Below are 26,382 nucleotides of genomic sequence, written 5' to 3' on the forward strand. Positions count from 1 at the left end.
AGTTAGTAGCAAGCCTTCAGAAATTCTTTAAAGGGTGTGACTCGTTCACACCCTTTTCGTGTTTAGAGCTAACTGAGTTTCGTCATCAAAGAAGGCGAACTTTCTTTTGCGTGTACAGCTAGACAAACAAACGTCCGAATATCAAAAAAGCCGCCATCGACACGACCTTGGTAAACACCACTACCCAAATACAGTCACCAATACTCGCGTGCGTTGCCTTCCCGAGAAGGAATACGAAAAGGATCAACCCTAAAGCCCACCCTACAGTTGGAATCAACGACACTAGAGCAACGATAACAGCGATGGTCAGAAGGGATTTAAAATCGGCAACAACAAAAGACATTTTCGAGGCAACGAACATGCAACATGCCGTGATTAAAGCGTCCATTGCAAACGCCAAAGCTTCTATTCCCACTTGGATTCCTTAATTAAACTAAATCAGCCTGCATACTATATGCAACCTGGAAAAAGTTCTTAAGAACATGGTAAAAAAGCCACCAACAAATGTCGCAAATTTGAGAATAATGAGAAATAAAATCCGGTCATTCATGTCGGTTATTTCTTATGTTTTTCAAACCCTCTGGTTAATGCTTCGGGACGAGCTGTATTAGCTTATTGATAGGAATCGGAGACATCTTTCTCTTCTCGACTGATACACAGTAAATACAAATTGATAACGACAGAAAAGAAAGAAATAACGACGACAAAGATCGGGAATAACCCTTCGAAGCCGAACTTCAAAGCCAATATCCCTGCCGCCAATGAGAGAGAGGAAATTAAGACGAGGATCTTATTACTAAGTACAATATTCATGAGCCACACTCCATGTAGTCTTATTAGTTTAGATTAGACCAATAAAGATGCACATAACTCGAAGTCGCCGACACTATTGATGGTTAGCTCAAGCTATTGAACCACTTTCTCCATCACGTAGTTTGTCAGTTTTACGCCTCGCATATCGACTTCTTGCTCATTCACAACCTTGAAGCCAAGGTGTTCATAGAAAGGTCGGGCGGTAATGCTCACCTCTGAAAAGTATCGAGAAACACCGCGCACTCTTCCAACTGAAAATACGTGCTCCATCAAAGCTCTTCCTACGCCTTTGCCTTGATATTCATGATGACAGAAAAAATGGTCAATCAGTCCACTCGGTTGAAGGTCAGTATACCCAACAACGCGCCCGTCTAATTCGGCCACAAAGGGCTGTATGCGACGAAGACATTTCTCCCACAGTTCCGAATCAAAGTCACTTGGCGCCCAAGCTTCGACTTGTTCTTGAGAGTAATCGCGAACGTTAATGTTACGAACGGTATGAAAATAGATCTCCCATAGCGCTTTGCTATCACTAGGTTGGTAATTTCTAATTCTAACCACGACATACTCCTCTCATGTCTTTAGTGTTTTAAATGCATTTACGTATCGAACTGAATTGGTCATTGATAAGTGAATATCGACGCTAAACCACGCGTGTCACTGATGGGTACTTTTCAGAGGCAAACTCATGATAAATATCTGCCAAATAACGCGCGAGCTCTTCCTCAGCTAAGTCCGATGGGATCACCACATCATAAACTCGAGAGCGTATCGACGTATCTGATTCACGATAAAGTAACCACTCTTCGCCTTTCCGTTGTATCGACATACTTTGATGGAAGACCTGAAATTTTAAAAACATGCGTGTTCCTTTGGCCAAAAAGATACATAGCTAGACAGCTAAATAGATTACTGCCTACATTCACTAACTAACGATAAAATACAGCTAGCCAGATAGTAACGGCGTCTTTGTCGGTTCCTTGAACCTTATGCTTTTCTCTTGCAGCGATGTTGATGTAATCCCCTTTAGACAAGGTAACAACACGTCCATCTTCGAACTCTATTACGCCTTGCCCTTCGATCACCATCACCCACTCGTGTTCGTCTTGGTCATACCAACCTTCTTCTGGGGAGCTGTGTCCATGTGACAGAATGCGCTCAATTCGAACATTGTCGTTACTAATGAGATCTGTGAACACCTCATTGGGTAACGATGAAGGGATATTAGCGTGGATATTGGCCATTGAGCTCTCCTCGTTCTTTAATCATTGTCATACGGTGGGTTTGTTGCGTTACAACAGGCTAAAACTCTAAGCTATCGCATTCTTTTTGAAGTAAAAGCGGTAATAGCCGACCAAGTTACTGCAAATAAACAGGGCTTCCATGACCACCGCCGTTGGAGAGCCAACCAGATAGTTATGAATCAACCAAAAGCTGGTTCCGATGATCATTAGCTCTCTTAATCGACGGTCATCCTTATTAAACGCAGCAAAGGTTTGAAACACAGAAGCAAAGCAACTCAGTATGCTGGTCAGCCCAGAGTATGTGACTGCTGTCGCCACCACAGACATCGAACAGAACAAATACTTAAACTTGGACGAGGTAGAAAACACACTCGTCAAATAACGAATCGTGGCAATCGTCATTAAGCTTGCCGCCGTCCATTGCTCCAATAGAATAAAGTGACTTGAAATTAGCACGCCCGCAAAGAACAAACACGTGACGATTTTCTTCCTTTCCTTGAACTGGAATGACAGAAGATCGAAGCAAATCGCAATGGCGACTAAAACTTGAGATAGATAAAACGCTGACACAATGATTCCTTCAATAATAACTCACACCCTAGCAACCTCGTTCAATCATGAATAATCGAACAGACTTGCTTGATGCGCTCAAACAGATACAACCAATAACGCCTTAAACCTTTAACACACCACTGATCACCGTCGTAGCAGAGCCAATCAGCTTTATACGTCCGTTTTCTAGTAGTTCGGTCGACATGTGGCCACCACGGCGTGATGCCTGATATGCACTGAAACTGCGCTTGTTTAACTTCTCAGCCCAATGCTGCGTGAGTGTGCAATGCGCCGAGCCTGTAACCGGATCCTCATTAACACCCACCCAAGGAGCAAAGTAACGAGAAATAAAGTCGATCTCAGGGTCCGACGACAGTGCCGTCACAACAACACCTCGCCCATTCATACCTTTCAAAGCATCAAAGTTGGGTGCCAGCGCCAACAACACGTGTTCGTCAGTCACTTCAATTAACTGCTTAGAATCAAACTCTCTAAACGAAACCACTTGGTCTAGTGATAGGCCAAGATGCTCTAACAATGCGAGGTTAGGTTCAGAGTTCGAAAATAATTGGGTGCTAGGGAAATCAAGCTCAATAGAGGATTCACCAACTGTGGCAGATAACTCTCCAGACAAAGTGTTAAACGCTACACTGTCACCTGTCTTTACCAAGCCCTGCTCTTTCATTACATGGACAGTCGCTAAGGTGCCGTGCCCGCACAGCTTCACCTCCACTTCAGGCGTAAACCACTTAAGTGTCATGCTGTTAAGCGCAAGAAAAGCCGTTTCTGAAACCGCCATCTCTTCTGCAATCGAAAACATTAATGACTCATCCAGTAGCTCAGGAGAAATGCAAACCCCTGCAGGGTTCCCTTTGAACGCTTGAGTTGTAAATGAATCTACTTGGTATATCTCTAAACCCACAATGATTCCTTGTGCTGACAGGACTTATATATTGTTCACCACAATAAGCACAAACACTCTGTGCCACAAGTCATTAGCCGTGACTTTATCGATACTTTTCAATAAAGAACAGATTACTAAACAAATAGTTATAGAACACCTTATGGTTAAAAAGAAAGACAATGAACCAGAGATAAGCTTGAGAAGCATACCAAATGACAAACGCTATCTAACTATTTGTACTGAATTAATAAATCTTGGGTTATGTCTCTTTTATCTCTTAGTCTCAAAGATGAGCACTAGTGATTCGCATGCAATGCATTAGGTTGTACTAAAATAAGAAGCGTAAATTTGAAGCATGTCGCAATTTTTGGGCTACGATTTAGTTAAGCAAGACAGGAAAGGAATCCGTCAGTGAAAGCATTTTATGTTTCAGTTCTAGCGTCATCATCCTTTTTAGCTAGCACCGCCTACAGCCAACAGAATGAAATCTATCTCTACAACTGGGATGAGTTTCTGTCTGACAGTGTGATTGAGAAACTCAACGATACCTACGGGATTTCTCTCAAGCAGCAATATTTTTCTAACGAGTCCATTCGTGATGAAGTGCTATTGAGTGAACGACGAGGTGCGTTTGAATTGGTTGTCATTGAAAGTATGAAACTGAAAGCACTGGCTAAGCAGAACTTATTCCACAACCTGGGTGACTTACAGCAATCCCTTTCAAGTAACTTTGACTCAAGATGGGTGGACGGATGTGGCGAATATGGCATCCCCTACGCTTGGGGGACATCCGGCATCTTATATCGAAGCGGAAAAGTTGAGACGCCCAAGTCTTGGGGTGCCCTTTTAGATCCTGAAACCAAAACCAGCGGTCGAATTAGCATGTATTATGAACCCACTGATTTGGTGAGTGCTGCGCTGCTGATGAATCAATTTGAGCCATTTACCAACAACGAACAAGAACTCCGAGTCGCTTACAAAACGCTACAAGCACAGAAGCCTCACCTTGAAAGTAATGAATACGTTGTCGATTATATTCGTCACCCCGAACACTTAGCCAACATCGACCTCGCCTACGGGTACTCTGGCGACAGCTACATACTGAATGACATCGACCCAGATCCAACATGGGCTTACATCGTTCCTGAAGAAGGGACAACGTTGTGGCTAGAGTGTATTGCGGCAATCAACAACGGTGAATTATCTCAACAAGCCACCACGATTTTATCTTTCTTATCACAGCCTGAAATCGCCGCTCAAAACGCCATGGATTCTTGGTTTGCGACACCCAACTCAAAAGCAAGAGCGCTCACTTCTCAAGAATATCAAAACGATCCTGAGCTTTTTCCTAGCCAAGAGGTACTAGAACGTAGTTATCTATATCAGCCACTTGAACTCAACAGTATTCAAATTCGTAACCGTATCGTCGATAGTTTGAGATAGTCAATGCCAGTACTCAAGAAGCTCTATTTTGTGCTCATGCCAACGCTATTATTTGCATTTACAATAGTGGGGGTTATCACCTACAACTTCGCCTCAAACCATGTGAAGCACATGTATTTAGACGAAGTGCAGTCAGACGTGAATACCGCTTTGGTTGCCGCCGAATATGAACAGCTCGGGCTGTCTCTATTGGTGAAAGATATTGGCTCTTCGCTGCAATTCTTGCGTTATATTCAAAACCCGAGCGACTACACCACCCTATCTTTGTTGGAAAAACGCGTACTTCAGGTTTTAAACCAAAACCTCGTGAATCAATTTGGCCAGCGCAATATTTACATCGTTGACCCTCAGTTCAATCTTACACTCTCGACCTTACGCGCTGACCCATTCGAAGGACTAAAGATCCCCGACAACATCTACGAGCGCGTGTTCGACATTTATACCGCCTTAATCAAACGCGATGGGCTTTCTCATCAGGGCTTCTCTTATGTTTCCATCAGTGGCGAACTCAGATATGCCTATGTCGCGGCTATCGACCCTTATTTACTTCCTCAAGACAAACGCGCGAATGACAGTCAGAATCGATATATGTTGATTGCTGATGGCCCACTTAAACAGCTTTCGAGCTTACTGATCAAGTACAACGATGACGACAACATGCAGCTTTTGATCGAACCAACGGAAGAAGAAGGCAGCATTGAAAGTACCCAGTTCGTTATCAAGTCATTCGAACAAGACAAAGAGAGCATCAAGGTTCAAATGACCAGTCGTCACCTACTCGCTCAGGTCAACATTCGAGAACAGAAATTCAACCAAGAGAAAAACATCATTGCTCAGCAAACCTTCTTTGGCTGTTTAACGACGCTATTTATTATTATGTTGATCGTCCACATGGTCGTTCGCTACCAATTGGTCAGCCCGCTCAAAGATCTATTGCACGAAATCTCCATCGGAGGACTTAAGCTTAGGTACTTCAAGCGCTCATCCGGGCAAAGTGAAATAGATGGCCTTAAGAACGCCTACATCGACTCCTTAACGGAGCTAAAATTCGAAGCCGAATTCGACCAACTGACCAAACTTGCTAACCGACGTTCCTTCATTCGACACCTCGATGTTCGCTTAAAAAGCTCAGTAAGCCCATATTGTTATCTCGTCTGTTGGGACATTATCGACTTTAGAAAAATCAATGACTTGTATGGCGCAAAAGTCGGTGACAATGTTTTGGTCAGCCTAGCTAAAGCCCTGAGAGAGACATTACAAAACCAGCAATCATCTTTAGGGTTTAGTTGCAGTGACTACTCGTTGGCAAGGCTTGGTGGAAACCAATTCATTGCTATCCTAGAAATCGCTCCACACCAATCAATCAACGAAGAAATAGAGAACATTAATAACACCCTGACTGGCACAAACTTCCTTGATTACTATGGTTTCAGGCTCTCTATTGCAACTGGCGTACTGCCTGTCGACACGCCCAAGTTTGAAGAGATCTGGCACCGCTGCATTGATGAAATGCTGATAAATGCCAAGGCGCACAGTGATGGAGAGAGTCGAATCGTTTATGGCGAAGAATTACTGCATACCTTCGAAAGACACGATGCGCTTGAGAAAAGGCTACTGGAATGTTGTGAGAGCGACAATTTTGAGCTGCGCTTTATGCCGATCTTCAACGCTAAGACGCTGCATATTGATGGTGCAGAATGTCTGATTCGTTGTCCTGCCCTGTTTGATATAAACGCAGGGCCTGAAGAGTTCATTCCAGTTGCAGAGAAAAGTAACTTAATCTCTCGAATCGATATGTGGGTAATTGCGACGGCCATCAAGTGCTATAAGGAGCTCTCTGAGATCCACAATTACGAAGGCACCCTATCGATCAATATCTCCGCGATGGAGCTTTATAATCGCAATTTCGCTGACAACATTCGAAAAGTGATCGAGCGGTATCAAGTGCCTGCTGGCAACATCATCATTGAGATCACTGAAACCAGTTATGTGAAAAGCACCAAGCTGACGGTACAGACCATTGAGAGCATCAGAAGCTTGGGTTTAAAGGTATCACTGGACGACTTCGGGACTGGCTATACTGCCTTTAATCAGCTACTTCACTACCCTGTTGATGAGCTTAAAATAGATAAGAGCTTTATCGACAAAATTGTAGACGACAAGGCCGATCGTAGAATGGTCGACTCAATGGTTAACCTTGGGCACTCCTGTAACACCTTGGTGGTCGGCGAAGGTGTCGAATCTATCGAGCAGTACCAGTATTTAAGAGAAGCCAACTGTGACTTGATACAGGGGTATCTGTTCAGCGAACCGTTGACCTACATTCAATTCATTGAGTTCATCCGCGATCACAACCCTCAAACGATTCTGGACCAGACAACATCGCTAAGCGACGATGATTCTGACGAAAGAATAGTGGCTCTAAACCAGAAGAAATAGGCAATATTCTTTGCCTTTCTTTTGACCACTAGCCTCGCTTATGACACTTTACCTATAACTCGTCACCTATCTACGGCTCAACAGCACAAACCCCGATCTCCACGAGTCTCGATGTCCACTGGTCTCGATTTCCATTGGTCTCAATTTCCACAAAACTCAGCAGCTCTTCAACACATCAAGCTTTAATACCCATCAATATATATGTAGGTGGTTCGAAGCCAAATTATACGGAGCTTGTTTGTTGAGAGAGATTACTTGAAGAGAGACCATATAAAGCGAAGGTGTGTTACCATTTAAGTAGGGTTTGGTTGTGAGCATTAAAAATCTGAGGTTAAACGGATTGGAATGAGAGAAGGTTCTAAAGAAAAGCTCGCGAGAGCGAGCCTTAGCCTTGTATCGTAGTAAGTAGCTCCATCATATCCTTTGAGCTTATATTCTTCTTGTGACGTACGACAGCGTCTATCATGAGCTCTAAATTGCCCGCCGAGATGTAATCACTCAACACTTCATTAAACTTCTCATGAATCTCATCACTCGCGTACAAATGCTCGGGGATGAAGAACAAGAATTGGCTACCGCTGCTTCGGAATGAAATCGTGCTATCTGGGATCTTAGACGTGAGCGATTTCGCCGCTGAACTCACCACTAAGTCTCCGTATTCAGGGCCATATTTCTGGTTAATTTCACTTAGATTTCTGATTCGTACAAAGTACAAATCAAAGTTGTTGTCTTTGGGGTAATTGTTTTTCACAAACTTCATTAAAGAAACACGGTTTCGAAAGCCAGTAATGAAGTCTGTCGTGTAAAGCTTTCTTTTGATTGAGAAATCGACGTAAAAAATCGCACCTGTCACAAGCAGTAGCAACACCAGAAATACACTGCTTATCCGATGCATCATCACCAACTTGTCGACCATTGTGGTATTTTCTTCAATAACCGGGCTTTGGAGTCGAAACTTTTCGTTAATAAAATCTACCAGTGTGTTGTAGCAGATATCAATTTTCTTCTGCAGTGATTCTTTAGGCAAGGCGCCTTGATTAACCAACTTAATTGAGGATTCTAACGACTTAAACTTGTCAAATTCAGCCGTAAAATAAGGTTTGAAGTTAGCTGAGCGAATGAAATTGGAAGACTCAGTGCTATTAATCAGAATATCAAATCGGCTCCACGTAATATCATAAGCTAACCACAGTTCGTCATAATTGATCTTATCTGAGCGACTGACCATTAAGAAATTGGCGTACTCCTTTACCAACTGAAAAACAAACCATGTCGCCTCATTTTGACGGCTAGAAAAACTCTTATTGATATCGTTAATTCGGGTAACACTATAAATATTTACGGTCAGAACAATCGCCGCCAAAGCTAGCACGACGACTTTAATCACAGCCAGTGACAACAGCTTTTTCATAGAGAACCTCTATAGGTGGATATCGCGTATCTGCCAGATCATCTTGGCATGAAAGTCTGTGTTATCAATGTCTGGGCGAGTCGACAATGGGTAGATCAACCAATAAGGTCCCTTGTCTCTCACCGACATAAACTCACCATTTTGCTTTATCGCAATAATAGGCTGATAGTCATAAAAATCTTCCTTTGGCACTGCAACTTTATAATCGTTTAACGCGACAAAGGTGACCTGAGCTGACACAGGCAAATCCATGCTTTCAAGTACCGCGAGTAACGTAACCCCGCTATATACAGATTCTCCATCGACCCAAGGTAAGGTGGTGGCGATTTCTTGTTGAGGAAGCGACAACAATTGCTCTCGGCTGAACTCATGCTTTTGCCCTAAATGGTCAAATACCGTTAATTCTGACGCAGCAAAAATAGAAAATGAACAGAATGAAAATATCAAAAGAAGTGCAGTTCTCATTTTTAACTCCGTTTTAAAAAGGTCACTAACTTGAGTCTAGTCCATATTAGCCATTTGACTTGCCTAGGGCGTGTTTATCTTTCGAGCTGATTTTTCAACCACCTCAGCCCCACAATACGCACTCCAAAAATCCATCAATAGAAACATGACAAATAAAAACACCGTGTTTTAAGCACAAGGAGTAATCCAATTCCTCTTGTGAATACGTAGTGACCAATAAAATTGACAATAAAAATGAGTCTGCAAGTAGCGAGATTGCCTGTCGCTGCATAACCTTTAATCGTACGTAAGCGGTTTTAAGCGCTTTTTAAATTGGTATTCATCGTTTTGAAGTCCACCAGCTTACATACGTTGCGCTCTAAGAAAGGTTTACTCACTTCATAATCAAGGGAATCGATAATGAGTTTAAATAAGCGAAGATTTAACCCCATGACGGCACTTTCTACCTTAGTAATGACGCTGGTCATGTTTCCTGTTTCTGCTGAAGTTAACAAAGAGCAATTTGAATTGGGTAAGCAGAAAGCCAAGGTGTGTATGACTTGTCATGGCATTGATGGTATTTCAACACAAGACCCCTACCCGAACCTTCGCGGTCAAAAAGTGGGTTACCTGATCTCTTCACTGAAAGATTATCAGACACGTGAAAGAACCAGTGGCTTGGCGATTCTCATGCAGCAGCAGGCCGACACGCTTTCAGACCAAGATATCCGTGATATTTCCTATTTCTATTCAATGCTGGGCAACGACTCAAGCTCGCTCGGCGATTCAAACGAAGTCAGCGATTAAAATTAAGTCAGCGGTTCAAAACCTCTAGGCAAGGAGCCTTGTTATGGAACAAGTGACAACGCAATACAGCATTAAGGTCGTGAAGTACTTCATCGTCGCATCCTTAGTGTGGGCGATTGTAGGTATGATCATCGGCGTGATTCTCGCCGCGCAACTATATTGGCCAGTCTTAAACTTCGATTCCCAATATTTCCAATTTGGTCGACTGCGCCCGCTACATACCTCTGGTGTGATATACGGCTTCGTCGTGAATATTTTAATGGGTACTTCTTTGTACATAGCCCAGCGAACGGGCCATTGTGACCTATTCAACAAAAGCCTTTCATGGATGGTATTTTGGGGCTGGCAATTCATTCTTTTACTTGCGGTCATTTCCCTACCCGCAGGCCACACCACCTCAAAAGAGTATGCAGAGCTTGAATGGCCAATCGACTTAATGATTGTGCTGGTTTGGGTGCTTTATGCGGTGTTGTTCTTTGGCACGCTTGCCAAGCGGAAGGTCAGCCATATCTTCGTGGCAAACTGGTTCTTTGCTGCTTTCATCATCGTCGTTGCCATGATTTTCATCGTCAACAACCTTGCGATACCAGTGCTAGCGATGAAGTCCTACTCTGTATTTGCAGGCGCTCAAGATGCGATTGTTCAGTGGTGGTGGGGACACAATGCCGTCGGTTTCCTACTGACCGCGGGTATCATTGGTATGAATTACTATTTCATACCCAAAGCGGCGGATCGACCTATCTATTCGTACCGCTTGTCAGTGATCCACTTCTGGGGCTTGGTCGGCTTCTACACATGGGCCGGGACACACCATCTCGTTTACTCTTCCGTTCCCATCTGGATTCAGAACATCGGAATCGTGATGTCATTGATCCTATGGCTCCCTTCTTGGGCTGGTGCGTTCAATAGCGCAATGACCCTTCTACAAAACAAAGAAAAGCTGAAGTCTGACTACATTCTTTTATTCTTTTTCTCAGCGATTCTTTACTACTGTTTGGCGACATTCGAAGGCCCGCTGCTTGCCATTCGCTGGTTCAACATGGTGGCACACAACACCGAATGGATTATCGGTCACGTACATTCCGCAGCACTTGGATGGGTTGGGATGTCAGGGATAGCCGTCTTTTACTACTTCATTCCACGCTTATGGGGCCAAGCCGATCTTTGGTCACCACGACTGATTAAGTGGCACTTCTGGCTCGCCCATGCCGGCGTCGCTCTCTATGCGATAGCACTTTGGGTCGCAGGCATCGGTGAAGGTTATATGTGGCTCGCTCAAAATGAAAACGGCGAACTGATTTACAGTTTTGTAGAGGCAATGGACTTCAAAGCACCTTGGTTGTTCTTACGATTCTTTGGTGGCGCGCTGTTCGTCCTCGGATTGTTCTTAATGGCGTTCAACTTGTACAAAACGGTTCGTATGCCCGCCGTACACGACGCTAAACACACCGTTAATGAGGGGGCTTAAATGATGAGTAAAGACTTTACACATTCAATCGTCATTTTGATTTTGACTACCGTTGTTGTCGCCTCCTTCTCTTTATTGGTTTGGGTAGTGCCAAGTATCGTCCGTGGAGACGATATTGCCAAAGGCAGCTTAGCCATGCCGCTCACACCTATTGAGTTAGCAGGGCGAGACATATACATCAGTGAAGGCTGCCATGTTTGCCACACTCAGATGGTTCGTCCTCTCGAACCAGAAGTGAAACGTAATGGTCGCCCGAATCAAGAAGCAGATGATATTTATGAATTCCCTAACTTGTGGGGTTCAAAACGTACCGGGCCTGACCTAACAAACTTAGGCCGAAAATATTCTGACCAATGGCATGTCATTCACCTCGTGAACCCGCGCAGAGTTGTTCCTACCTCAATCATGCCCTCTTACCCGTGGCTATTTGAGCAAACTTTAACTGGGGATGATATCAGCGCCAAAATGGAAGCCTTACGTACGTTAGGCGTGCCTTATACCGACAAAGAGATTGGCGATGCGAGATTGCAAATAAGAGGTAAAACCAAAGGTGAAGCGCTAATTCGTTACCTGCAAAGCCTTGGTAAAGATACGTCACAGGAGGTATCACAATGAGCACTTTTTGGAATTTATGGGCGGTATTATTAACCTTAATATTCTTTGTTCTGATGGTATCGGTTGTCGTTAAATACTGGCGAAGCAATCACAAGGCCGATCATGACCATACCATTGGTACCTTTGATGGTATTGAAGAAAAAGACGCACCGCCACCTAAACTGCTGTTTGTCAGTTATGCGGTCGCGTTCTTACTCTCTGCAGGCTATTTGGTGCTCTACCCTGGGCTTGGTGAATGGGAAGGCTTAGTCGACTGGGAGCAGAGCGATGATAAGCTGAGTTCACCATCCACCACTCTCAATGAGCAATTTGCACAAACTACTGAAACCACGCTAGAGGGGTTGGCTGCTATTCCTGAGATCGTTAACAGCGGTCAGATTCTGTTCCAAACTCACTGCGCAGCGTGTCACCGAGACAATGCACAAGGCCAGAAGCACTTCCCGAACCTTATCGACCAAGACTGGTTATATGGCGGCAGTGATGAGGCTGTGATCCATTCCATTGCCAAAGGGCGAAATGGTGCAATGCCGGGTTGGAGCGAAATCATGCGTCCTGATGAAGTGGCGAAGGTTTCCTACTACCTAGCGTCTCTTAACCAGCGTCATACCGATGTGCCAGAGGTTAAGGTCGAGCTCGGTAAGACCTTATTCGTCAAATATTGTTCGTCTTGTCATGCCGATGGTACGGTCGCCAACCCAGCGATTGGGGTACCCGACCTGTCCGATGATACTTGGCTGCACGGGGGCAGTATCGAAGAGATCCAACACACCATCAACTATGGTTTGAACAATCTTATGCCCGCATTTGATAGTCAACTGACCGAAAACGAGATACTCGCACTCGGTGCCTACATTCGACATGCAGGTGAAGTTGAACAGCAAAAACTGGCCAGCCTGAAAGCAGAATCTGTTGAACGCGGAGAGTATTTAGCGCATGCCGGTGACTGCGTGGCTTGTCACAGTGCAGAAGGTGGTGAACCCTTTGCTGGCGGCTTACCGTTCGTGACCCCTTTCGGCACCGTGTATTCAACCAATATTACGCCTCATACTACCGAAGGTATCGGGACCTATGACTTTGATGATTTCAGAGCTGCGCTAGTCGATGGTAAAGGTAAGAACGGTTACTTGTACCCTGCAATGCCCTACACCTCTTATCAATATCTGACTGACCAAGACATGGTCGACTTGTGGGAATACATGCAGTCGATTACCGCTGTCCCTCGACGCAATGACGACAACAGCATGATGTTCCCATCGAATATTCGCCTAGGGCTGCTTGGCTGGAATATTGTGTTCATGGACACCGACCCAGTCGATTATCAAGTGCCAGAGGAACTCACAGACAAGGTCGATAATGTTGAGAAATGGCAACAAGGTAAATACTGGGTTGCGGGTCTTGGTCACTGTTCTGAGTGCCACACACCACGAAATATTGCCCAAGCCCTGATACCAGAACGTATTTTCCAAGGTAACTTAATTGATGGTTGGAATGCGCCTGATATCACAGCCAATGAGCTTTATATCGATGGTTGGGATGAAGCAACACTCACCGATTTCTTACACACAGGTCACTCAGACAAAGGCACCGCTTTTGCAGGGATGGCAGACGTAGTGAAAAACAGTCTAAGTTTGATGACACGTGAAGATATTGAGTCGATGTCCTACTACTTGCTGAGCGGTGACATCAACAACACCATTAGCAGCGATGCCGTGCCGTTGCAGCCTAAAGGATTTGATGAAGAGTCTTATGCGGCAGAAATCTACACCACTTATCGCCAGACGTGTGGAGCATGTCATGGAGACGACGGTAAAGGACGCGATCCTATCGCCCCTACTCTGTTGAATAACGGCATCATCATGCACAGTGACCCGTTCAACACCATTGCGGTAACGGTGCGCGGCCTACAACCGACCTATCTCGACAAGGATAGAAACTTCATGCCAATGGCAAGCTTTGAAGATGTCCTATCGGATCAGAGATTGGCTGAGTTGATCACCTTCGTGCGATTGCACCTTGGAGACAGGCAAGAGCCGGTAACCGCGGAGCATGTTCGTGAAGTAAGAGAGACGCTTGAAGCAGCTGGTTACGCAGGTGGTTTACATACCACACCGGACATGTATGACCGCAGAGATAACACCATCAACATCCGATAGCGGACATATCAGTGAGACCGTGAATTACAATAAACTAAAGGAGGCCAAAGTGCCTCCTTTCTTTTTCGACCGTCATTTCCACCCTTGCTCATACAACACAATTATAACTAACTGATTACACAATTAAGCAGATCTGCACATAATGCGATCAATCTCGCAGAACAAAGATGACACCAAGTGCATAATGTGCAAAATTTTTCAAAGATGTACGAAGGACAGATATGGATACAACTACACTCATCTACGATACGTTGGAAGGCCTGACGAGCGCAAAGCCACAGCAACACGCTCAAATCCGCCAGAATCTATATAACCAATTAGATTTATCATTTGAGAAGCAGTTGGCTTTGTATTCATCAGTTCTTGGTCCAGCAAGTGCTGGTAGATTGACCGATTTGGATAGTGCAGTCATGTCTGCACGCAAGATTGTTGGTTTAGAAAACAGCTAATCTAGCTTCAACCTATCTCCATTTTAACGCTGCCATTGTGCAGCGTTTTTTTGTGCGAGCTATTTACGATAAGTACGGCTATTAACGATAAGTACGTCTATTCACGATAAATACAGCCGTTTGCGATAGGTATGACTCTTTACGATAAGTGCAAGTTGCTGCAATTTTCAAGTTGCGGCCGTTCTCATTTGGTTAATCTTATGTTCCATTTTTAACAGGTGTGTAACCTCAACAATGGCGCTAATGTTAGTAGCACGTTAACCACACATCGGATGGAAGAATCATGAGAGTACTTATTGAATATACACAGACAGGCAAATATCGTGACCATGCGTGGGAAGCACTAACGATTCGTTCAAAAGGCGAAATTCAAGCTGTGACTCCCTCTTATGCGGCCCAGCTTATCGAACAAAACCGCGCCAGCTTATCGACCACTGAAAATCAAGATATCGTCATCCAACCTTAATGGCTTCAAGGGCTACCCCTCCTAGTTCCTTAAATCGAATAGTTCGATGACATAAAAAAACGCTGCACGGATGCAGCGTTTTCTTGTTTCTAGCCTATCTTGCTTTTAACGTAAATAGCTTGATTACTTTGGCAGATTTTCTAACGCTTCAACCATCGTCATTAGCTTATCGACAATTCTTTCGCCGTCTACTCGCAAGCCATTGTGTTCATATTCATTGGTGATCCACGCTTTCGAGTTTGGAATGTTCGCCAATGTTTCACGGCTGTAATCCAACTCAACGTACATGTCATCGGCGTAAACTGCACACGCCATTGGAACTCTATTCTTGCTCAACTGCTCTGCGTTGTACAAAGTGCCCCAGTCCGATTTTTCTGCCAACATGTTCGCCGCTTCACGCAGTGGCTTCAGCGTTTCTAGTTGATCGAACATCCATGGATACACCATTTCGCCAGTAAACCAGAACTCACTACCCGATTGGTAGTTAAAATGCGGGTACTGCTCACGTACTCGGTGTGCCGACCAATTAGACGCTGTACCTTGGCAGTAAATCGATTCATGCAGAATCGCGTAGATAGGATTGGTTAGGTAGCCCTGCTCTTGTTGCATTTGATTTAGGAAGCTGTAGCTCAACTGCTTGTTACCGTTCACTTCAACAAACGCACTCTCTAGTGTGAAGTACATAGGAAGGTTTGCTTCACCACCACCAAGGTTAATACCAATCAATTGGAACTGTTCAACCGTAAATACTTGACCATTTGGCAGTCTCACGTCGTTGTTAAGCAGATAATCAGAGATCTCACGACACATAGCTTGCGCTTGTGGGAACTGAGCAAAGAAGGCTTTGTTTTTGTCTTCTACACGCTTGTAGGTTGCTCGATAAACATCGTCTGCTTCGCGCTCGATAGAAGGAATACCGCCTGTGACATAGCAGCGCTGTAAGCTTTGTGGGAACAGCGACAAATAACTCAAGGTACAGAAGCCACCAAAACTCTGGCCAATCGTCGACCATTGCTTAACACCGAACTGCTCACGAATCGCTTCCGCGTCACGTACGATGTTGTCTGCTCTGAAATGCGTTAGATATTCAACTTGTTGTTTAGGAGACAAATGCGCCAAAGTTTCATGGCTGATCACCGTGCTGTTGCCTGTACCACGTTGATCAAGAAGCAGAACGCGGTAGTTTTGCAGTGCACGCTTTAGCCAACCTGATTGGCCGCTCACTCGTGGAGAAGGAAAACCTGGGCCGCCCTGAAAGTAGATCAACCACGGCAGTTCTTGGGCATCTTTAGCGAGATCAACCAGCTCACGTGCGAAGACTTGGATCTGTTGTCCATCTTTTGCTTGGTAATCGAGTGGCAACTCAAAAGAGTGCTGACGATACAGGGTGGTTCCATCAATAAAGTTAGCTTGCACGCTTCATTCCTTTTTATCTGATTCTTATGTCATCGGTACGAATAAAAATGGCGCCCGTTGGCACCTTTAGTTAGCAAGATACGCATAGTGGCTTGTAAAAGAAACCGTTTGTTTAACATGAATGTGAAGGTGCTTCATCTAATTGCTTAATTTACCTTCAACGCGTAACAACTTGTGTCAAAACAGACAGTTTAAGATGTGATCTATTGAGAGGAAGAATAAAAGTGCGGCACAAATAAAAAGAGCTTAACGAGGTGAGGATACGTTAAGCTCTTTGGTTTTATCTGTTGTAGATGATGCTTATAAGTAAGTTCAATAAGCTCAGGCTTTATAGGCTCAGTTTCTATAAGCTAAAGATCTAAAAACTAGTTTGCATAACTTATGGCTCTATAAAACAAAGCTAAGAAGCTTCTAGCTCACCTGCACCTTGAATTGAACGTTGGCTGTTTTCAACAAGGATAGCCGTCGCCGTCTCTTTCAACGCGCCCCACTCTCCATCGTCAACTTCAATGCCCTCGTTCCACGCCTTCTCTTGAGTTTTAAAAAGCGCTTCCGATTCAATGTGTGTTTGGTAGCCATCTGACAAACGTTCGATATCGAAATCCTGGACGGAAAGCTCGATGGTCATATTGTGGATATGATCGTCCGATGCCAGAGGCAAATCTGATAAAAACAGTTCTGGTGCAACGCAACCACGGTTAAGCACATACAAAGTACTCTTAGGGTTGGAGCCATTGTCCCAACGTGCAGTACACGCGATGCCTTTCGCGGCAAGTTTCACAAGCTCGCTATACGCTAGCCAGCGGTTATGACAGTTGTTGAGCTCAATTTTCAACGTCTTCTTACCGACCATTTTTTCAATCGCGTAATCCATCACCACTGGAAGGTGGCACGCCAAACTCGCTTTATGTAGGTCAACTTCAACCGTGTTGTCACTAAGCACTTGAATGTCCACTGGGCAATCGTCTTCTAGCCCAATGAAGTTGCTCGCATTGTTAAAATGACGAACACCATCCAAACCCACCATTTGTAAATCTGCCACCATGTTCGCTATCACATCGGCTTCACCACATGTACGACGCATACCCAGAAAGGCTTTATTGACGGCCGCTACCAGTTCATTGTGAGAAACGATCATAACGATTTACCTCCATGTTGAGCGTTGATATGTGTAGTCGTTTTTTGAGAGTCAGCGAGCTCCGCTTCACTTGGTAACACTGGGAACACCCATTCGTCCTGATGAATTTCATCAAGCAGTGGCGCACCTTGGAAAAACGTCACTCGTACCCAGCGATCTGAGCGAGGATCAAACTTAGTCGCACCAAACATCGCAAGCTTGCAACGCAGTAAGTGCATTGGTGGCGAATCTTGGTGCAGCACATTCATTTGAATGTCGCCCATCGCTTTGTTGCCTAGCGTCCAAACACGACGTGCAATAGCACGATGCTGTGGCTGCTTAACAAGGAACTCAGCCAATGAAAGCTCTCGCGCAAACTGCAATAAAGCATGGTACAAACGGTAAGCTTGACGGCCTATATCCAACGGCAGTTCACGTTCTTCACCTAGCTCCTCACCTCGCACTCCAAGCCTTGGTTCTTCTTTGTCTTGAGAGCGATACCAGAACCAGTAGTTGTTCTCTGCTTTGGTAAAGTCGGTCGTGATCGCCCAACGGTACTTTTCTTCTAATACAACCAACAGATCTTGAATCTTTTTGCCACTAGGAAGCGACAGTGTTTCGCTGCAATTCATTTGCTCTTGATGGGCGTCCACTAATTCTGGGTACAATTCCATCAAGCATGAGATAAGGATTTCTTGGGCTTCCATACTCATGTGCTTAGATTGTTCAACTAACTGCGCCCATGTATCACATTGGCTGACAGACTCTTCTAGCGATTGCTCTGCGTGTTTCAACTCATCCACAGCGGCTTTGTTCAGATCCTGCTGGTTTTCATTGATGGTAACGGCCTGTTCTAAATGACAAATCGCTTTTTTAACTAATGTACGTAGTGGCTCAATCAATGCCGTATCCGTGTCATTAGCCAACACGTCAGCTAATGCATGTTCACGAGTCGTCATCCATTGATCGACAATACTTGGGTGGTTAATCAGATATGGCGCCATGCCTAAACCTGTGGCATTACCCACACCTAGGTAGCGTTGTAAGCCTCTGTGCAAGGTAATCGCTTGTTCACCGCCTTGTTGCTCCGCTAAGTAATGAACCCAATCTAGACTGAACTCACGCAGCATATACACGGCACACATTTGAGCACTGAACGACTGATTAAAATCTGGATTCTTCTCCAAGATTTTAAAGTCAGCAATACCAAACTTACCATTACCATAAACCGCTGTAGTTCGTAGGATGTAGCCAACTTCCGCTAGCTCTTTTGGCGTTGGTTGAACACCTTTAGCCAAGTGACTAACAATATGTTCAAACACACGTACACTTTTGTTGGCACGCGCTAAAACAAGCACATTGTTAGGGTTACGGCCTGCTTCTTGTAGCGGTACATTCGCACGAAGTCTCTCAAGTAGGGTGACATCAACATCACCAAGAACAAGAGCAAACGTTACGTCCCACTTTTCAGCAATTACACGGTCATTTCGTTCGTCGTCTGCAATCTCATCGCAGAAAACAACCAAATGATAAACATGATTTGGCGTCTCTAGCTTATAGATAACATGACCAAAACCTTGAGCGTCTAGTTGCCACTCATGCTTAGTTACTTTCCATTGCTGTTGTGCCATTTTACGAATCAGAGTTCTTACGAAGCTGATGCGTGTTTGGTGCATAGCACCCAGTCTTTCCGGTGCCATGACGACCGTTGCGTCACGTAGTGCTGATTCAGTGTAGGTAGAACGATGTGCATCCATTTTGCTCACCACCTTTGTAGTTATAAGGGTTTTGCTAGCCATTCAGAACCGATCGTTGCCGTCATTTGAAGCATTGTTGCGACAGTATGTTGGTTAGCTTTCACGTTTCTAATCGTTATTGATGTTATCGAGGCAAGCGAGCTCGCCCCTTATTATTTGTCCTGACTAGGTCTCTTCACCTAAATAGTTGCCGTCCGATGTATCTTCATCAGTACGGTTTTTGCTCTTCCTTTCGGAGTTTTTGCGTCAGCCTTCTTTCGAAGGCTGATTTGTTGCTTATTAAATCAATGTCTTTACAGCGCTTTCTCTTCATAGAGCTCGTTCTGTCAGAGAAGTTGCTCTTTAAAAACCCTGCTCTTTCGCCATCTTGATTGCGATTTGAGGCGCATTCCAAAGTGATGGCAGCAAGATTAAGGACACCGGTACCGCTGTGATAACAATGAAGGATTGCAGCGCTGAAATACCGCCAGAACCTAGGGAAATCAGAATTAACGCTGTTACCCCCATCATCACACCCCAGAAGGTACGAATAATTGCATTTGGCTCTGTCTCACCACTGATCACCACACTGATGGTGTAAGTCATTGAGTCACCGGTCGTTACGATGAAGATCGTGGTTAAGATCAAGAACAGAATAGAGATAAGCATTGGCAGTGGTAGCTGTTGCGTTACCGCCAGTAGCGCGCCTGGTAAGTTAAAGCCTTCAAATGCTTTACTTACGCTGCCTGGATCTGCGATTTCGAACGCAAGGCCAGAGCCACCAACAATCGTGAACCAGAAGCAAGTAACAAACGGTGCGATAAGGCTAATGGTTGATACCAATTGGCGAATACTACGGCCACGTGAGATACGAGCGATGAAGATAGCCATCATTGGGCCGTAACCTAAGAACCAACCCCAGAAGAATACTGTCCACCAGCTCAACCAACCTTCGTCACCACGGTAAGTCGCCATTGGGATGAAGTTATCAATCATGCTGCCTACACCTTGAATGTAGCCATTGAAGATGAAGTTTGTTGGGCCGAAGATCAGGATGTAGACCATCAATGCCATCGCCAAAATTACGTTGTAACGGCTTAGCATTTGCATTCCGCGGTTAAGACCACTTAATGCCGATAATGTGTATAGAACGATAGCGAACAGGATGATGATAAGTTGCGTTGTGAACCCATCTGGAATATCAAACAGTGCGTTCAGTGCGTAGCTCACTTGCAAGCCTAAGAAGCCGATAGGACCAATGGTGCCCGCCGCTACTGCGACAATACAACATGCATCAATCAGTGCGCCGGTGTGACCTTTCAGTGCACGCTCGCCCAACACTGGGTAAAGTAAAATACGAGGTTTAAGGGGTAAGCCTTTGTCGTAATGAAGGTGCATAACCACGATAGACGTTAAACTGCCCACAATCGCCCATGCTAGGAAACCCCAGTGCATGAAGGATTGCGATAACGCATTCACTGCACCTTGCTGTGCGTTTTCTTGTGCGCCGTACAATGGTGGTGGGCTAACGTAGTGAGCAATAGGCTCTGCTGCGGCCCAAAATACACCGCCACCTGCCAGTAGCGTACAGAAGATGATCGCCATCCAACGGAAGCCGTCCATTTCAGGTTTAGCGATGCCACCTAGGATAACCTTGCCTGTTCGCCCTGCCGCAAGGCCAAGACCAATAAGAAAAGTCAGAAGAAGAAGCATTTGCCAGTAAGGACCGAATACTTTTACAGACCATGCAAAGCCCGTATTTACTAGGCTTGATAACAGCTCGCCATCAAATAGAGCCAGTGCCACGAACAGAGCGATAAAACCGCCGCTGTACCAAAGAGCTGGGTTGGATAGTCCTAATTTGTCTGACGTAGACTCAGACTCGTTTTTGTTGCTTGCTGTGTGTGCTTGACCCGCATTTAAGCTAGAAGATTTCACGCTATTGGTTAAATCAGACATACTCTGACTCCAGAGGTTTCTTTGCAGCTGTCATTTGAATGATGACTACAAGGGTGTATTTAACACCTGCCCTATTGTTTTTTGTGTTGGGCAGGCTAATCCATGTTTGGGTTACCGCGTTGCGAAATAGACCGTTGTTCCTTTTGAATAATGAAGTTGATTAAAGCAGTACTCGCTAAGTGAACGTGTTTAGAAGACTGCTCATTAGATGCTTATTAGTAAGAAGCGCAGCTTAACTTTGGCTTTGAGGCTCTAGACCATCTTTCAAGAAGTTAAACCAGTTTTCTCCCAAGACTTGCCCAGCTTCAGACTCGCTGAAACCATGACGCATCAATCCGTTATATATGTTTTCCATACCCGCACTACCACAGAACCAAGGCAACGCATCTGGCCAACCTGAGTTGTTCGCAGAGCCTTCGCCGTAGTCCATTGCTTTAGACCAACGACCATTTCTCATCCATTCAAGAACGGCTTGAGGTTGGTTTAAGCATAGGTCACTACCAATACCGAGGTGCTCTACGCCGACCATGTCAGCGGTAGTCGCAACCATTTGGCAGAAGTCTTCCAAGGTACATTGGCTGCCGTTTGGTAGGTGGAATGGGTATAAGCTGAATCCGATTAAGCCGCCGCGTGCGGTTAGGGCTTTAATCACATCGTTTGATTTATTTCGTAGTGCATCATGAGCAAACGTTGGGTTCGCATGGCTGATACAAATAGGACGAGAAGACAAGTCGATTGCTTCAAGTGTTGAGCGCTCGGCACTGTGAGACATATCGATGATCATGCCCACTCGGTTCATCTCTTCGATGGCTTGTTTACCAAAGCGAGTAATACCGGTATCGTTCTTCTCGTAGCAACCCGTCGCCAATAAGCTCTGGTTGTTGTAGGTCAGTTGCATGATCAAAAGACCTTGCTTACGCATCACTTCGATAAGACCGATCTCATCGTCGATTGGAGAACAGTTTTGAGCACCAAGGAAAATGCCGACTTTACCAGTCACTTTTGCAGTCTCTACATCAGCCATTGAGTGAATCGGCATGATTAGGTCTGCGTTCTGCTCGAATCTTAAGTTCCACTCTGCAAAGCGAGATAAGGTTTCACGAGCTGTCTCGTGGTAAACCGCGGTAGCGTGAACTGCTGTAATGCCGCTCGCCTTTAGTGTTTGGAAATATTCTCTGTTCCAATTACAGTATTGCAATCCATCTATAACAATCCGTTGCTGGTACATAACCACTCCTATTGAAAGCTCAGTGTTCTAGCTCGGTTTTGAAAACACGCTCAAATAACATGTTTTCAAAAATGGGTTAAATCACTTATCTAAGTTCGTTTGCTGCTTTGGTTTGAATGTTGGCCTGACTCTGTGAATCAGGCCAATTCGATAGCTGGATAGCTAGGAAGTTAATATCTTCAGCTATCCAATTCTTATTTAGAAAGTGGATTAGTAAGGACGCTGGTAAGCCGTCTTAACCACTGTGTAGAACTCTTTCGCGTATTGACCTTGCTCACGAGGACCGAAGCTAGACTCTTTACGGCCACCAAACGGTACGTGGTAATCCGTGCCTGCTGTTGGTAGGTTGACCATCACACAACCTGTTTGCGCTTGTTGCTTGAACATCGCGCTAGTGCGTAGGCTTTGGGTAATGATGCCGCCCGTTAGACCGAAGCGAGTATCGTTAGTTGTCGCAATCGCTTCTTCTAAGTCAGCGACACGAATCACGCTTGCCATTGGTGCGAACACTTCTTCTTGGTTCACTTCCCAATCGTTTTTAGTGTTCAAGAACAGCGTTGGAGACATGTAGAAACCTTCGTGCTTCATGCTCAAGCGTTCACCACCAAATGCCAGCTCACCGCCGCTTTGACGTGCTTTCTCAACCCAACCTAGGTTTGCTTCAAGTTGGTTTCCGTCCACAACAGGACCCATGAACACGCCCTCTTCCAGTGCGTGACCTACTTTCAGCTCACTCATACGCTTAATCAGTGCTTCAACGTATTGGTCGTGAATGCTATCCATAACCACAAGGCGAGAAGACGCTGTACATTTTTGACCAGCACCCGAGAACGAACCTGCAATCGTTGCATCAACCGCAGTTTGGATATCAGCATCGTCTGCGATAACAAGTGCGTTCTTACTGCCCATTTCCAGTTGGCAACGAACGAAGTTTGGTGCGGTAGCAGCAGCAACCTTACGACCCGTATCAACAGAACCGGTAAAGCTCACACCGTTCACTTCTTTAGAGTTGATCAGTGCATCACCTACCGTTGAACCGCTACCTAGTACAAGGTTAAACGTACCTGCAGGGATACCTTGACGGTGGATGATCTCAGTTAGTGCAACCGCACTTGCTGGTGTTAGGTTTGCTGGTTTCCAGATAACGCTGTTACCGAAAGCCAATGCTGGAGCAATTTTCCAAGCAGCAGTTGCTGTCGGGAAGTTCCAAGGAGAGATGATGCCGATAACGCCTACCGCTTCACGAGTCACTTCAACAGAAACGCCTGGGCGTACTGAGTCCGCGTTGTCGCCAATTTGACGAAGCACTTCAGCCGCGAAGTATTGGAAGAACTGACCAGCACGGTAAATCTCACCACGACCTTCCGCAAAAGGCTTACCTTCTTCACGAGAAAGAAGCGTGCCTAGCTCATCACAACGTGCAATCAGCTCATCACCAATCGCTTGAAGAACCGCTTGCTTGCGTTCAATTGGCGTTTTTTCCCACTCTGGTTGAGCGTGCTTCGCCGCTGAAATCGCTTGTTGAACTTGTTCCGCACTTGCTTGTGCAAAGTTACCGATGTTTTCAGAAATATCTGATGGGTTAATGTTCGCTACGGTGCTTACACCCGCTTGCCATTCGCCGCCAATGTAAAGTGCGTTTTCTGCTTGAACATTCTGTAATTGAGTCATCATTCTGTCCTTGTAACGGTTAGGTTGCGGTGAGTCTGGCAACCATCTGGTTAATTAATAAACTGTTAATATTCAGGTAATTAATTGCTAAAATAAGTCGTACATTTTGTATCTAAAGTGAACCCGATCGCTTGTATCAATAAACCGCTTTAATTCAAAAGAGTTTTGATCCGCAAAGAGCCTTAGTTCACAGTCGAATTATTCAGGTTGAGACGCCGATGCATAAACCACGAACTCGACCAGCATCTCTTCTCTTGCTAACCCTGCAACTACGACCGCTGCACGGTTTGGATAAGGTGCATTGAAGTATTCTCCGTATACGCTGTTTACCGTTTTTAGGTATTCACGGTCTGTCACGTAAATCAGAACTTGCAGTACGGAATCCATAGATTCGCCTGCGCACTCCAACGTATGAACAAGGTTGTTAAAAGTCTGACGCGTTTGCGCTTCGATACCGCCTTCTACTACTGCGCCCGTTTCATCAATTGGAATCTGCGCGGTGTATAGAGTGCCGTTATTTACGATTGCCCACTCTAGTGGTGCTTTTGAAGCAAAAAGAGCGGTTTTTACTGGGTGTTTTTTAGTTTGTGCGTTCACGATTCCATCCAACTTTGTAACAACTATGTTTCAAGATGGTTAAATACTGCACCTTGACGACTGATAAATCTAACGGTAAATTTTGTGCATTTGATAAATAAAACCTATCACCTTTCAAAAAGTAAGGTATAGCAAGGGCTAGAGAAGGATCAGTGCCATGAGTATTAAGCTACAACAGTTAAAACATTTTGTTTTAGTGGTCGAAGAAGGCGGATTTCGAGCAGCATCTCACCGAGCAAATCGCTCGCAAGCGGCACTTTCTACATCGATAAAAGAGTTGGAAAAAATACTCGGCCAACCACTGTTTGAAACAGGCAACAAATCAACACTGACTCCCTTCGGAGAAATATGTCTTCCAAAAATCATTCAGTTCCTTAATGTTTACAAAGCGTTAGACAATGACCTGCGCGCAGCCGCGGCAGGACAACAAGGAAGAGTTCGAATAGCGAGCGTGCCATCGGTCGCGGCAAAATTAATCCCTAGTGTTTTAGGGGCTTTTTGTGAGCAGTACCCAAATGTTGAAGTGAGTTTGATTGATGACAATGCGGCTGGTGTGGAAGCAAGATTACTCTCAGGAGAAGTGGATGTTGCCCTCGGAAACAGCTCCCATTTAGAAGAAGAGAGCATCGATTTCACGCCATTACTCTCCGATCCTATTGGTGTGGTCTGCCTCAGAGACAACCCCATCGCCTCTCAGTTAGAAGGAATCGAATGGCAAACTTTGTTAAAACAACCCTTCATTCGCAACGGGACTTGTACCCTACTTGACCCAACACCCGCACGAATGCTCAGCGAACAAGCGCTCTATTCCGTGGAGAACATCACTTCGCTGTTTTCTGTATTAGAACTTGGCATAGGCGTAACCACGCTGCCAAAGCTGGCCTTCCCAACCAATGAGACTCGCTTAGTGTGGATTCCGTTGATTGACCCGCCGTTACAGCGTCAGATCGGTATCTTTAGATTGTCTGATCGTACGATTTCGCCACAAGCTCAAGCCTTCCACGATCTATGTATCCAATATCTGAGCTATGAAGAAGAGTAATAGAGGGAATGTAACGGTGTTCTCTTTCTTATAAAGCCGTTGATAGAGTCGCCAACAGAACCGTTAACAGAAGAGCACATCAAGAAATTCCGCGTCTAACCCCAATAATTTGACCTTATATTCAGAGCTTTTTGCCCTAACCTTCAGATTTTTCCAAGCCCTCCAGCTCTTTACATCCATGTTTAGGGCTGAATTACTCCCATAATATTCATCTTAAGCGCCGATTTATTCGTTCCGTAATGCCTGAAAGACGTCAAAAATGACATCGTGACAAACTATTTTTAAAAATAATCACTTCCAGATAGAGAACGCCGTATAGATAAATCACTCAACAAACGAGTACCTTTATCATTAACTAAAACTGCCTTTCTCCCCTTGTCGGAAGGCGTTAAACAATTAACTTAGAAA

General features: G+C 44.9%; 24 protein-coding genes and 1 pseudogene. 9 read left to right on the forward strand and 16 right to left on the reverse strand.

Translation table 11 applies throughout. From position 1 onward, the window contains the following. Positions 1-118 precede the first annotated feature (118 nt). The 7 genes from L1D37_RS01635 to L1D37_RS01665 form a co-directional block, all read right to left on the reverse strand. Complete coding sequence (locus tag L1D37_RS01635; protein ID WP_239846642.1) at positions 119-415, reverse strand: hypothetical protein; 297 nt, start codon at positions 413-415, stop codon at positions 119-121. A gap of 197 nt (positions 416-612) precedes the next feature. Beyond that, positions 613-813 (reverse strand): hypothetical protein, encoded by a 201-nt coding sequence (locus tag L1D37_RS01640; protein ID WP_048660305.1) that lies wholly within the window; start codon positions 811-813, stop codon positions 613-615. 93 nt (positions 814-906) lie between these two features. Beyond that, a complete protein-coding gene (locus L1D37_RS01645) occupies positions 907-1,374 on the reverse strand; it encodes a GNAT family N-acetyltransferase (protein WP_239846643.1) in 468 nt (155 codons plus the stop codon). A gap of 82 nt (positions 1,375-1,456) precedes the next feature. Next, complete coding sequence (locus L1D37_RS01650; protein ID WP_017632721.1) at positions 1,457-1,675, reverse strand: hypothetical protein; 219 nt, start codon at positions 1,673-1,675, stop codon at positions 1,457-1,459. 67 nt (positions 1,676-1,742) lie between these two features. Further along, positions 1,743-2,057: a cupin domain-containing protein gene (locus L1D37_RS01655; RefSeq protein WP_239846644.1), complete on the reverse strand. Its 315-nt coding sequence runs from the start codon at positions 2,055-2,057 to the stop codon at positions 1,743-1,745. A gap of 66 nt (positions 2,058-2,123) precedes the next feature. Further along, positions 2,124-2,627 (reverse strand): YgjV family protein, encoded by a 504-nt coding sequence (locus L1D37_RS01660; RefSeq protein WP_132762861.1) that lies wholly within the window; start codon positions 2,625-2,627, stop codon positions 2,124-2,126. A gap of 103 nt (positions 2,628-2,730) precedes the next feature. Continuing rightward, positions 2,731-3,531 carry a PhzF family phenazine biosynthesis protein gene (locus L1D37_RS01665; protein ID WP_239846645.1) on the reverse strand — a complete coding sequence of 267 codons (801 nt, stop codon included), beginning with the start codon at positions 3,529-3,531 and terminating at the stop codon, positions 2,731-2,733. Positions 3,532-3,924: 393 nt separating this feature from the next. On the opposite strand from L1D37_RS01665, the gene L1D37_RS01670 reads away from it, so the two are divergent. Together L1D37_RS01670 and L1D37_RS01675 are read left to right on the forward strand one after the other, a co-directional pair. Further along, the gene (locus L1D37_RS01670; protein ID WP_239846646.1) at positions 3,925-4,956 is read left to right on the forward strand and encodes a spermidine/putrescine ABC transporter substrate-binding protein; all 1,032 of its coding nucleotides are present in this window, start codon (positions 3,925-3,927) and stop codon (positions 4,954-4,956) included. A gap of 3 nt (positions 4,957-4,959) precedes the next feature. Next, the gene (locus L1D37_RS01675; RefSeq protein WP_239846647.1) at positions 4,960-7,395 is read left to right on the forward strand and encodes a bifunctional diguanylate cyclase/phosphodiesterase; all 2,436 of its coding nucleotides are present in this window, start codon (positions 4,960-4,962) and stop codon (positions 7,393-7,395) included. Positions 7,396-7,780: 385 nt separating this feature from the next. On the opposite strand, the gene L1D37_RS01680 is transcribed toward L1D37_RS01675, so the two are convergent. Both L1D37_RS01680 and L1D37_RS01685 read right to left on the reverse strand, forming a co-directional pair. Next, a complete protein-coding gene (locus tag L1D37_RS01680; RefSeq protein WP_239846648.1) occupies positions 7,781-8,806 on the reverse strand; it encodes a GGDEF domain-containing protein in 1,026 nt (341 codons plus the stop codon). Positions 8,807-8,815: 9 nt separating this feature from the next. Next, positions 8,816-9,271 (reverse strand): hypothetical protein, encoded by a 456-nt coding sequence (locus tag L1D37_RS01685; protein ID WP_239846649.1) that lies wholly within the window; start codon positions 9,269-9,271, stop codon positions 8,816-8,818. Between the two features lie 399 nt (positions 9,272-9,670). Between L1D37_RS01685 and L1D37_RS01690 the strand changes: the two genes are divergently transcribed. The 6 genes from L1D37_RS01690 to L1D37_RS01715 all read left to right on the forward strand — a co-directional run bounded on the left by L1D37_RS01690 (position 9,671) and on the right by L1D37_RS01715 (position 15,208). Then, entirely contained in the window at positions 9,671-10,057 is a 387-nt protein-coding gene (locus L1D37_RS01690) for a cytochrome c (protein ID WP_176679814.1), read from the forward strand. A gap of 43 nt (positions 10,058-10,100) precedes the next feature. After that, positions 10,101-11,525 (forward strand): cytochrome-c oxidase, cbb3-type subunit I, encoded by a 1,425-nt coding sequence (gene ccoN / locus L1D37_RS01695; RefSeq protein WP_239846650.1) that lies wholly within the window; start codon positions 10,101-10,103, stop codon positions 11,523-11,525. After that, on the forward strand, positions 11,526-12,140 hold the full coding sequence (locus L1D37_RS01700; protein WP_239846651.1) for a cbb3-type cytochrome c oxidase subunit II: 615 nt from the start codon (positions 11,526-11,528) through the stop codon (positions 12,138-12,140). Further along, positions 12,137-14,293, forward strand: coding sequence for a c-type cytochrome (locus tag L1D37_RS01705; RefSeq protein ID WP_239846652.1), 2,157 nt, complete (start codon positions 12,137-12,139; stop codon positions 14,291-14,293). Before L1D37_RS01700 ends, L1D37_RS01705 begins: the two co-directional genes overlap by 4 nt. 221 nt (positions 14,294-14,514) lie before the next feature. Beyond that, positions 14,515-14,742, forward strand: a complete 228-nt coding sequence (locus tag L1D37_RS01710; RefSeq protein ID WP_239846653.1) for a PAS factor family protein — start codon at positions 14,515-14,517, stop codon at positions 14,740-14,742. Positions 14,743-15,025: 283 nt separating this feature from the next. Continuing rightward, on the forward strand, positions 15,026-15,208 hold the full coding sequence (locus tag L1D37_RS01715; RefSeq protein WP_004730424.1) for a hypothetical protein: 183 nt from the start codon (positions 15,026-15,028) through the stop codon (positions 15,206-15,208). A 123-nt stretch (positions 15,209-15,331) separates the two neighbouring features. On the opposite strand, the gene L1D37_RS01720 is transcribed toward L1D37_RS01715, so the two are convergent. The 7 genes and pseudogenes from L1D37_RS01720 to L1D37_RS01750 all read right to left on the reverse strand — a co-directional run bounded on the left by L1D37_RS01720 (position 15,332) and on the right by L1D37_RS01750 (position 24,932). After that, a complete protein-coding gene (locus L1D37_RS01720; protein WP_239846654.1) occupies positions 15,332-16,624 on the reverse strand; it encodes an alpha/beta fold hydrolase in 1,293 nt (430 codons plus the stop codon). A gap of 400 nt (positions 16,625-17,024) precedes the next feature. Beyond that, a complete protein-coding gene (locus L1D37_RS01725; protein WP_048660319.1) occupies positions 17,025-17,762 on the reverse strand; it encodes a DUF3726 domain-containing protein in 738 nt (245 codons plus the stop codon). Further along, positions 17,759-19,563, reverse strand: a pseudogene (locus tag L1D37_RS01730) (hypothetical protein). Before L1D37_RS01730 ends, L1D37_RS01725 begins: the two are co-directional and overlap by 4 nt. Before the next feature lie 277 nt (positions 19,564-19,840). After that, a complete protein-coding gene (locus L1D37_RS01735) occupies positions 19,841-21,436 on the reverse strand; it encodes a BCCT family transporter (protein ID WP_239846655.1) in 1,596 nt (531 codons plus the stop codon). A gap of 232 nt (positions 21,437-21,668) precedes the next feature. Next, positions 21,669-22,664 carry a membrane dipeptidase gene (locus L1D37_RS01740; protein WP_239846656.1) on the reverse strand — a complete coding sequence of 332 codons (996 nt, stop codon included), beginning with the start codon at positions 22,662-22,664 and terminating at the stop codon, positions 21,669-21,671. 210 nt (positions 22,665-22,874) lie between these two features. After that, a complete protein-coding gene (locus L1D37_RS01745; RefSeq protein ID WP_061017242.1) occupies positions 22,875-24,335 on the reverse strand; it encodes an aldehyde dehydrogenase family protein in 1,461 nt (486 codons plus the stop codon). A 198-nt stretch (positions 24,336-24,533) separates the two neighbouring features. Then, positions 24,534-24,932 carry a RidA family protein gene (locus tag L1D37_RS01750; protein WP_004741170.1) on the reverse strand — a complete coding sequence of 133 codons (399 nt, stop codon included), beginning with the start codon at positions 24,930-24,932 and terminating at the stop codon, positions 24,534-24,536. A 157-nt stretch (positions 24,933-25,089) separates the two neighbouring features. Between L1D37_RS01750 and L1D37_RS01755 the strand changes: the two genes are divergently transcribed. Further along, positions 25,090-25,974 carry a LysR family transcriptional regulator gene (locus L1D37_RS01755; protein ID WP_017632750.1) on the forward strand — a complete coding sequence of 295 codons (885 nt, stop codon included), beginning with the start codon at positions 25,090-25,092 and terminating at the stop codon, positions 25,972-25,974. Positions 25,975-26,382 lie beyond the last annotated feature (408 nt).

The organism is Vibrio sp. Isolate33 (assembly GCF_022397895.1).
GTDB classification, from domain to species: domain Bacteria; phylum Pseudomonadota; class Gammaproteobacteria; order Enterobacterales; family Vibrionaceae; genus Vibrio; species Vibrio pomeroyi.